This window comes from Pelosinus propionicus DSM 13327 (genome assembly GCF_900114615.1).
GTDB classification, from domain to species: domain Bacteria; phylum Bacillota; class Negativicutes; order DSM-13327; family DSM-13327; genus Pelosinus; species Pelosinus propionicus.
In genome coordinates this window covers 1-9,812 of the sequence record NZ_FOTS01000050.1, presented here as the reverse complement: position 1 = coordinate 9,812, position 9,812 = coordinate 1, and the positions used below count along the sequence as shown (strand labels likewise).

General features: G+C 39.4%; 9 protein-coding genes. 8 read left to right on the top strand and 1 reads right to left on the bottom strand.

What is annotated here, in order from left to right:
- From BMZ99_RS27620 to BMZ99_RS20475, 8 genes are all read left to right on the top strand, one after another.
- The coding region (locus BMZ99_RS27620; RefSeq protein ID WP_139214809.1) for a transposase at positions 1-149 on the top strand (149 nt) is incomplete at its 5' end.
- Positions 150-479: 330 nt separating this feature from the next.
- Positions 480-1,760 (top strand): TolC family protein, encoded by a 1,281-nt coding sequence (locus tag BMZ99_RS20505; protein WP_090942143.1) that lies wholly within the window; start codon positions 480-482, stop codon positions 1,758-1,760.
- A gap of 42 nt (positions 1,761-1,802) precedes the next feature.
- Entirely contained in the window at positions 1,803-2,903 is a 1,101-nt protein-coding gene (locus BMZ99_RS20500) for an efflux RND transporter periplasmic adaptor subunit (RefSeq protein ID WP_090942140.1), read from the top strand.
- A gap of 14 nt (positions 2,904-2,917) precedes the next feature.
- A complete protein-coding gene (locus BMZ99_RS20495; protein WP_090942138.1) occupies positions 2,918-3,601 on the top strand; it encodes an ABC transporter ATP-binding protein in 684 nt (227 codons plus the stop codon).
- 4 nt (positions 3,602-3,605) lie between these two features.
- Positions 3,606-4,817, top strand: a complete 1,212-nt coding sequence (locus BMZ99_RS20490) for an ABC transporter permease (RefSeq protein WP_090942135.1) — start codon at positions 3,606-3,608, stop codon at positions 4,815-4,817.
- 171 nt (positions 4,818-4,988) lie between these two features.
- Entirely contained in the window at positions 4,989-6,164 is a 1,176-nt protein-coding gene (locus BMZ99_RS20485) for an MGDG synthase family glycosyltransferase (RefSeq protein WP_090942132.1), read from the top strand.
- A 2-nt stretch (positions 6,165-6,166) separates the two neighbouring features.
- On the top strand, positions 6,167-6,904 hold the full coding sequence (locus BMZ99_RS20480; protein WP_090942129.1) for a zinc dependent phospholipase C family protein: 738 nt from the start codon (positions 6,167-6,169) through the stop codon (positions 6,902-6,904).
- Positions 6,905-7,189: 285 nt separating this feature from the next.
- On the top strand, positions 7,190-8,920 hold the full coding sequence (locus BMZ99_RS20475) for an ABC transporter ATP-binding protein/permease (RefSeq protein WP_090942126.1): 1,731 nt from the start codon (positions 7,190-7,192) through the stop codon (positions 8,918-8,920).
- A gap of 212 nt (positions 8,921-9,132) precedes the next feature.
- On the opposite strand, the gene BMZ99_RS20470 is transcribed toward BMZ99_RS20475, so the two are convergent.
- On the bottom strand, positions 9,133-9,690 hold the full coding sequence (locus BMZ99_RS20470) for a site-specific integrase (RefSeq protein WP_090942123.1): 558 nt from the start codon (positions 9,688-9,690) through the stop codon (positions 9,133-9,135).
- Positions 9,691-9,812: the final 122 nt, after the last annotated feature.

The following is a 9,812-nucleotide window of genomic DNA, read 5'->3' as shown; positions in this document are numbered from 1 at the left end:
ATCGATTTAGAAGATTCTTGCTGCGTGGCAAGCAAAGCGTTAGGACTGAATTCTTGTTCTTGGCGATGGGCTATAACTTAAATAAACTACATAACAAAATACAGCAACAACGGTGCGGAAAAATGCTACACGAAAAAAAGACCGCCTAAAAGGTTGCAGGCACAGCAATTTATGAGGGGCATAATGCTCCTCTAGCTTTGCTATGCCTACTTTACTCCACTTAATTCGCAAAAAAGAGAAAATACCCTATTCGGTTAGGGATACAAAGAAAGAGCTATCTCAAATAGGTTTTAAAAACCTATTTTGAGACAGCTCCTTTTTTTTGTATGTTTAAAGGACACAAAGCGCGGTACTTGCAGCTCTGGTCTCATACAGTACTTACCAAGTGGAATCTAAAGAAAATCAAAAAAAAGAACAGTAGAATGAATTCAATGGTCAGGAATACTGACTTGGAGCAAATTTAAGGAGGACACATAGAAATGTCAAGAAAGAAAGCCTTCGTGAAACCTGCTGTTTTACTGGCAACTAGCTTGCTGGTTTTCAATACCGCTATACCTTTTTCTGCTGCCTCTGAGCTATCCTTAGATGATAGCATTGCTTTGGCATTGGAAAATAATCCATCCATTAAGATGGCAATTGCTGATAAAGAGAAAGCGGTTTGGGGTATAAAGGAAAATGAAGCTGGCAAAATGCCGAATCTCTCCTTGTCGAATAGTAATAATCGGGCATCTGGTGCAGGAGCAGCATCCTCTAGTGATAATTTTAGCACTTCTCTTCGTGCAAGCTGGCCTTTGTATACTGGTGGAAGGACAGAAGGACTGATTGATCAGGCAAAATACAATGCAAATATCGCTACTGTTGGTGTAGTAAAAGCGAAAGAGCAGGTAAAGTTAGATACTACGACTGCTTATTTTAGTGTGTTGCAAAACAATAAACTCGTAAAAGTAAATCAGCAGACGGTTGATAATTTGTCAGAGCATTTGAAGAATGTTCAAGCTCAATTTCAAGTAGGAACAATTGCTAAATCTGATGTGCTTCGTTCAGAAGTTGAGTTGGCTAATGCACAACAAAATTTGACAAAGGCGCAAAATGCTTATGATGTATCCATTGCGACTTTTAATAATATTATAGGTTTGCCTCTCGATAGTCAGAATACTATGAAAGACGATCTTGCTTTTGCTTCATATGATATGTCTCTGGAAGATAGTATTCAAATGGCAAAAGAAAAAAGACCAGAAATTATGCAGTCTCAAGATACAATAAATGCAGCAAAAGCAGGTATTAAAGTTGCTGACAGCGGAAAATTGCCAACGGTATCAGCAAGTGGTACACAAGGCTGGAGCGGCTCTAAATTTCCTGGTGACAATAGTAATTGGACGGTTGGAGTTTCTGCCAGCTGGAATATCTTTGATGCTGGTGTGACCAATGCCAAAATCAAAGAAGCCCAGGCAAATATGGATAAAGTCAGCCACACCGATCAACAAACTCGCACTGCAGTTGAATTAGAAGTGCGTCAAGCATATTTGAGCATGAAAGAAGCAGAGGCTCGTATTGAAACTTCAAAAGTAGCAGTAGACAAAGCAAGTGAAGACCTTAAAGCCTCCCAAGCAAAATACTATGCCGGTGTAGGTACCAACTTAGATGTTATTGATGCACAAGTGGCTCTTACGCAAGCCGAAACCAACGCTACGCAAGCTTTATATGATTACAATGTAAATAAAGCAAAATTACAAAAAGCGATTGGAGCAGGCATTGAATGAGTGCAGCCTTAATGCTGTTAATGATAAGCAGGAGGTAAGAGAATGTTCTTGGTATGGAAAAAAATTCTTCAGAATAAAGTGTGGATAGTTGGAATGGTCGTTGTAGCAGCAATTGGCGGTGCCATTTATATCTACAAAGGGAAAACAACTCCTGCTCAGGTAGGACCAACCGTATCCGTTGAGCGTGGCGATATTTCTTCCATGGTTTCAGCTACAGGTACAATTTCACCAGTTAATCTCGTTGATGTTAGTTCTAAAATCACAGGTCTGATAAAAGAAGTAAAGGTAAAGGAAAATGATAGCGTATCAGTAGGACAGGTACTATTGACGCTGGATGATACGCATCTACAGGCACTTGTATCTCAAGCACAGGCTCGGTTAGCTAATGCGGCAGGTATCTATGAGCGTACTCAGCATTTAGAAGCTCTTGGAGCCGTAACGACTCAGGCGCTTGATACGAGCCGCAGTGATTACAGTGTAGCTCAAGCAGCTTATGAAGACGCGGTATCTCAATTGAATGATACAGTGATTCGATCTCCCATTAATGGACAAGTTATTGGTAAACCAACTCCTGCTGGTCAAGCAGTAGCACCTGGGGTATCGACACCGATGGTACTGCTGACAATCGCAGATATGTCCAAAATGCAGATTGAAACGCAGGTAGATGAATCCGATATTGGAAAAATACAAGTTGGGCAAAAGGTGACATTTACAGTCGATGCATATCCGACCAAGACCTTCAGTGGAGTAGTATCGAATGTTTCGCAAAAAGCTACTGTTGTATCGAATGTAGTGTATTATAAAGTATTAGTCGATGTGGATGCTGCTGAAAACTTACTAAAACCGACTATGACAGCCAGGGTTTCTATCCATGTTGCAGAAAGCAAAAATACCTTGATTGTGCCGTTAGCAGCTGTAAAATCCAATAATAATGGGCAATATGTAGTAGTCGTCAAACAAAATATCTCGCAAAATGTATCTGTTACTACTGGAATCACAGGCGATAGTAAAATTGAGATTGTGAGTGGATTATCCGAGGGCGATGAAATCGTGGCATCTTCGGCTAAAACAACGCAAACAACCCAAACAACAAATTCAACCAAGGGCGGAATAAGGCCTGGCGGTGGTCCTGGTGGCATGTAAAGGAGGGGCTTATCTTGTCAATTTTACTTTCGGAAGTTACTAAGGTTTATCAGCTAGGCGGAGAACGAGTAAATGCCCTTGCGGGAATCAATTTAAGCATAAGTCCGGGTGAATTTACAGCTATTATGGGACCGTCTGGATCAGGTAAATCAACACTAATGAATATATTAGGATGCTTAGATCGGCCGACAGCGGGTTCTTATATGCTGGATGGAGAAGAAGTAGCAACGCTTAATGATGATCAGCTTGCCATCACCAGAAACAAAAAAATAGGCTTTGTATTCCAAAGTTTTAATCTTTTGCCCAGAATGACTACGTTGCAGAATGTGGCTTTGCCCATGGTGTATGCTGGAGTAGATAAAAGAGAACGATTGGCACGTGCAGAACAGGTTTTGGGAATGGTTGGTCTTGAATCACGGATGAACCATCAGCCAAATGAACTTTCTGGCGGTCAGCGCCAACGTGTTGCGATTGCCAGAGCATTAGTAAATGATCCCACCATTATTATGGCAGATGAGCCAACAGGCAACCTTGATACTAAGTCTGGTGACGAGGTTATGAATATTTTTTCAGAGTTAAACTCCCAAGGACGAACCATCATTCTGGTTACCCACGAACCTGACATTGCCGAGTATGCTGGGCGGGTTGTCTATGTTCGTGATGGACTGATCGAACGGGATGAATGGAAAGTGAGGTGAGTTTGTGTTTAGTGAAAGTATTTCTATCGCCTTAGCAGGGCTTAAAGCAAATAAATTAAGAGCAATGCTCACCATGCTTGGAATTATCATTGGTGTTGGCGCAGTCATTGCAATGGTATCCATTGGAATGGGAGTCAAAGATAAAGTCGCAACTTCCATTGCAGGACTCGGCAGTAATTTGCTTGTGGTAACACCTGGCGCATCGAATGCTGGAGGATCCAGGCAAGCGGCAGGGTCCAGCATCACCTTGAATGAGAAAGATGCGATAGCAATATCCCAAGAAGTAGCTGGCATTAATTTGGTTGCACCGGCAGTTACTCGTTCCTATCAGGTGGTATTTGGCAATCAGAACTGGACTACAAGTATTCAGGGGACAACTCCAGATATTCAGGGAATACGGAATTACAATATAGAAGAAGGAAGCTTCTTCACGAATCAGGATCTAGAAACTCGGGCAAGGGTTGCAGTTCTGGGAAAAACTGTAGCAGAAAACTTGTTTAATGGTGGAACTCCAATTGGACAAACGATCCGCATTAACAATGCGCCCTTTCGGGTAGTTGGTGTATTAGAAGCCAAGGGAGAATCTGCAGGAGGAAATCAGGATGATACGGTAATCATTCCACTGAAGACGGCACAGGAACGTTTGATGGGTATTACGTACATTCAAAACATTAACGTTCAGGCAACCGGCACGGATGTGATTTATCAAGTTCAAGATGACATTACAACATTGCTGCGGGCTCGTCATAAGTTACCGACAACGACCCCGGATGATTTTACAGTGCGTAATATGGTCGCGATCATGGCGGCTGCTGATGAAACTACCAGCATGATTACTTCATTGTTAGCCGTTGTCGCAGGATTATCACTTTTAGTAGGCGGTATTGGTATTATGAATATCATGCTGGTGTCAGTTACAGAAAGGACACGAGAAATCGGTATACGAAAAGCACTGGGAGCACGATACCAAAATATCTTATTGCAATTTCTAATTGAAGCCATTGTAATTAGTGTTACTGGAGGAGTACTTGGTATTGCCTTAGGGATTGGTGCATCCTATGGGATTTCATCCGTCGCAGGCTGGAATACTGTGATTTCTAGTTTGGCTATTGTGGCAGCATTTGCCTTTTCTGTCTTCATTGGTTTATTTTTTGGGATATACCCTGCTCGTAAAGCAGCATTGCTTGATCCGATTGAAGCCTTACGATATGAATAATGTAATAAAAAAACAGGCCATTTTCTCATTATGAGGAAACGGTCTGTTTTCTTATAGGTATGAAAAGTAACAAGGGATAATATTAACGAAATGTTAATGTAATCCTAATTTTTTTTAATTACGGTTATGATATTGTCAATATAGAGAGAAATTACAGTAAGAGGTGGGACTATGAAATCAAAAAAGATTCTCATTGTTTCAGCGTCAATAGGCAATGGACATATGCAAGCCGCATCGACAGTAGGTGAAGAGCTGCAGGCGACTGACTCCTGCAATGTAACAATTGTTGACTTTTTACAGGCTGGTCAATTTCGATTCCCTGCTTTAAATCGACTGCAAATTGAGTTGATGGACCTCATGAAATCATCCTATTATGGAATTTTGAAAGTTGCCCCTAACCTGTATAAGGGTCTTTATCGGATAACAGAAAATAAACAGACACGTAAAATAATAGATTTTATTAACGCAGCCAATCAAAAGATGATGGCTAGCTTAATTTCTGAGTACCGTCCTCACGGCATTATATGTACGCATCCCTTTCCACTTGGGGCAGCCTCTGCCCTGCGGCATAAGAGTGGTAATCATTTCACTCTTGCCGGCATTATTACTGATTTTACGGTACATCCTTGGTGGATTACAAGCGATGTTGATCATTATTTTGTAGCAAATCAAATGATGGTCAATGAATTAAAACAATATGGGATTCAAAGACAGCATATTACTGCCACTGGCATTCCTGTAAATCGAAATTTTAAACCTGCTGACAGGAGCATAAGAATACAGGCTCCTCAAATTTTAGTGATGGGTGGAGGTTTAGGTTTTGGGTCCATGGAAGCAACCTTGCGAAGATTGGAACAACTCCCAAATCACACTCATATCACAGTCGTGGCGGGAAAGAATGAAAAACTGCAAAAACGTCTAAAAATATTAGCTCTAGAATTACAAAATCAAATTACCATATTACCATTTTCGCCTCATATTGCCTTTCTCATGAAGGAAGCAGACCTATTAATCACAAAACCTGGGGGACTAACTTGCAGCGAAGCTTTAGCTGTCAATTTACCTATGATTTTACTTAACCCATTACCGGGGCAGGAAGAAGAAAATGCCGCTTACCTGCATTGGCAAGGAGCTGCTTATTGGGTAAAAGAAGAAAATCATATTCCAATAAAAGTTGCAGCAATTTTTGATAAAGAGTCAACAGTATTAAAAGAAATGCAAGATAAATGTAGGGAAATAAGCCCTCATCATGCAGGCATAAAAATAGCTGAAAGAATAAATGATCTTATTGGAAACTCCGGAAAAAGATATACTGGATTGGAATCTTGGCGGAAAGCAGGTGTTTAATAATGCTTAAAGCAGTAGTTGAAACAAGTTTGAGAACCATATCTTTTTTTGAGAATCCAGCATGTCAGCAAATTGATTCTTCTTACTGTATTACTCACCAATATTGCAATGATCAAGCGTTAGGAATTTTACAGAAGAATGGATTTATAAAAGAGGCGATGCTGCTTGCTGCATACTATCAATCCCTTCAGAATGGTGTAATTTGGGCTGATCTGAACTGGAAGAATATCCACCATTTCCTACATCCGACTACTCGCCGCGGATTTTGGCATTTTTCCAATGCAGCTTGTGATTATCAGCAGTTTTTTTCTATAGCGATCAAATATTTACGGCAAGGCTGTATTGAAAGTTCCATTTTTTATTTAGGGGCTGCTGCTCACTTGGTACAAGATATGTGTGTGCCTCATCATGCAAATTGTCAACTTTTCGATGGGCACAAAAAGTATGAAGTATGGGTGGAAAAAAACTTGACGAACTTTTCTTTTACGCAAAGTATAGAGATTGATGGCAGCAATCCTAGTGATTCACTCGTGAAAAATGCAGCAACTGCTTTAGATTTTTATCCCTATGTTAATGCAGAAGCTGGAGTTGAACAATATAAACAAGCAACAGCAATACTGTTGCCTTTGACGAATCAAAGTACAGCAAATTTTTTCTGTTACTTCTTTGCTAGAGTCAAAAAAATCCTTGGATCTTCATCCCTCGACTCATTATTTGAAAATGCTTTCATTTCGCTTTAATTCTGCTTAGTAGGAAATCAGCATCTATTTAAAAAAAGAGAAGAAAGAATCTTCTCTTTCATGTATAAGTGTTAAAGGAAGTACGGTTATGCTTATCTAGGTATAACCGTACTTTTTTTTACTATCATTAACAATTTGTCATTGCGAGCATAGCGAAGCAATCCCCTACTGATCTGAAAGAAGCACTTGGTGTATCGAAGATGCCTAGGCAAGTGGCAAAATTTCTAAGTTTTTGTTATGGCCTTACTGCTAAGTGAATATACAATAAGGAGGTGATAGAACGATATGGGGAGAGGGAAAGCCGCCTTATTATTAACTAGCTGGAAAATTGCCAGATCCTATTGGTTTTCAGAAGAAAAGTGGTCAGCCTGGGGATTGCTCGTTACTGTAATTACCTTGAATCTGGGAATTGTTTATATGTTAGTTTTGATTAATACCTGGCAGGTGAATTTTTATGAGGTTATACAAAGTCATAATTATCAAGGATTTATGGAATCCATTGGTCATTATTGCATCTTAGCAGCTTGTTTAGTTGTAGTTCGAGGCTATCAAATTTATACTCGAATGATGCTTCATATTGGATGGCGCCGGTGGATGACAGAACGATACTTGTCCGATTGGCTGGCTCATAAAACCTACTATCTATTACAGCTTTCTCAAGAGCATGATATGGATAATCCTGACCAACGTATTAGTGAAGATATTGAGATGTTTGTTTGGCTGACCCTTAGGCTTTCGTTAGACCTCTTGCAGGATTTAGTAACTATTTTGTCGTTTATTGTGATTTTGTGGAATTTATCAGGTATAATTACCCTATCCATTGCTGGATTTGAAATCCCTATACAAGGCTATTTAGTTTGGGTAGCTATGTTATATGCTATGGGTGGAACCTATTGGACAGTTAAAACAGGGCGCCCTTTGGTAAAATTAGACTTTGACCAGCAGCGCTTTGAAGCTGATTTTCGTTTTAGCTTGATGCGGTTAAGAGAAAATGCAGAAAGCATTGCTTTATATGGCGGCGAAAAGCAAGAAAAATGGAGTTTTCATCAAGGATTCGGTAAGATTGTTGCTACCTATCGAAAGATTATGAAAGTTCGCAGGTCATTAACTTGGTTAACGTCTTCTTATACGCAAATTTCTTCTATTTTCGCCTCGATTGCAGCAGCTCCTCGTTACTTTACCAGTCAGATTCATTTGGGGCAAATGTTTCAGATTGTAGATGCTTATCGACATGTACAAACAGGCTTTTCCTTTGTTGTCGATAGCTTTACACTCCTTGCCCAGTGGCGGGCGGTCGTTAATCGTCTTAATAATTTCTTAGTAAGTATGGAGATGGTTCGCGGTCAATTGCCTAGAGCATACAAATTAAATATTTCCCGGGAAAACGCCTCAGTATATTCTGCATGCAATCTTCAAATCTTTTTACCAGATGGGGCTCTTCTAATTAAGGATTTATCGTTAATGATAAGACCTGCTGATAAACTATTAATTATGGGAGAATCCGGTTGCGGGAAAAGTACATTGCTGCGTACTTTTGCTGGTATTTGGCCCTATGCCTCTGGCAAAATCATAGTGCCAGATAAACAAAAAGTAATGTTTGTTCCTCAAAAGTCTTATCTGCCTTATAGTTCTTTACGAGAGATGTTAGTTTATCCAGATATCATCAAAGAAGACAAGGATAAGGTGATGCGGGAAACTTTGGTTATGTGTAGACTGCCTCACTTAACAGATAAATTGCATATTGTAGCCGATTGGGGTCATACGCTGTCATTAGGGGAACAGCAAAGGGTAGCTTTTGCCAGAGTACTGTTGCAAAAACCAAATTGGTTGTTTCTGGATGAAGCTACATCTGCCTTAGATGAAAGTACAGAGCAAGCTATGTATAAAATGATCGTTAGTACCATGCCAAATGCAGCAATTATAAGTGTGGGTCACCGCAATACTCTTATGAATTATCATACGGAAAAGATGGAATTAAATCGTTTGGGGAGTTGCGTAGTCACAACAATTAAGTAATAAAAGAGCGCACAAAAGGAAGCTGCTCTTCCATTTTGTGCGCTTTTTTAGGGCGTAATTTCTTCACGATATAACGTAACACAATATACTTGTGTTACGTCAACTGGAAAATTCCCATAATAAAACATATTACGTCATTTTTTCTAATTATCCTTTTTTTTCAAGGAATTAAGATTTATTTATGGCTAAAATCTGCTATAAAACGCAGCTTTTTATAAATTTAGATTAATATATACATCATCTAATTCGTCTTTTGTAATTCCGATATAAGCTAATGTTACATTAGGGGCAGAGTGATTCAGCAGTTTTTGAATTTTGGTGATATCTACGCCTTTTTTGTGTGCCCAATATCCAAATGTTTTACGTAGTGTATGGGTGCCTATGGCGTCGTTAATGCCGATTTCTCTTGCTGCACTATTAATAATTCGATAGGCTTGCACCCGAGTAATTGGCCAATTACCTTTTTTGCTTTTAAATAGGCAACCATCGCTTATTTGAACGGTTTTAAGATATTCATCAATTGCTTTTTTACATGTATCGGACAGGGGAAAATCTTTACTTTTTCCTGTTTTCTTCTCCCTAAGTAAGATGCGATCTTTACCTTTTACATCGGCTACCGTTAGTAATAATAAATCTGATATCCGCAAGCCGCTATTAATCCCTAAGACGAAAAGTAAGTAATCGCGCAAATTCCTATTCTTTAAATAGTTTTTAAGTTGATTGATTTGGGTCTTGCATCGTATTGGTTCTACATATTCGATTTTGATCACGTCCTATATCATGCTTCTTATTTGCTTTTTAGTATACAATATGTTACTTTAATTTTCAAAATAACATTCTAACATTAGGTAGCTTAGGCTACGTATCACTAACGATGTAACACAAGTATATT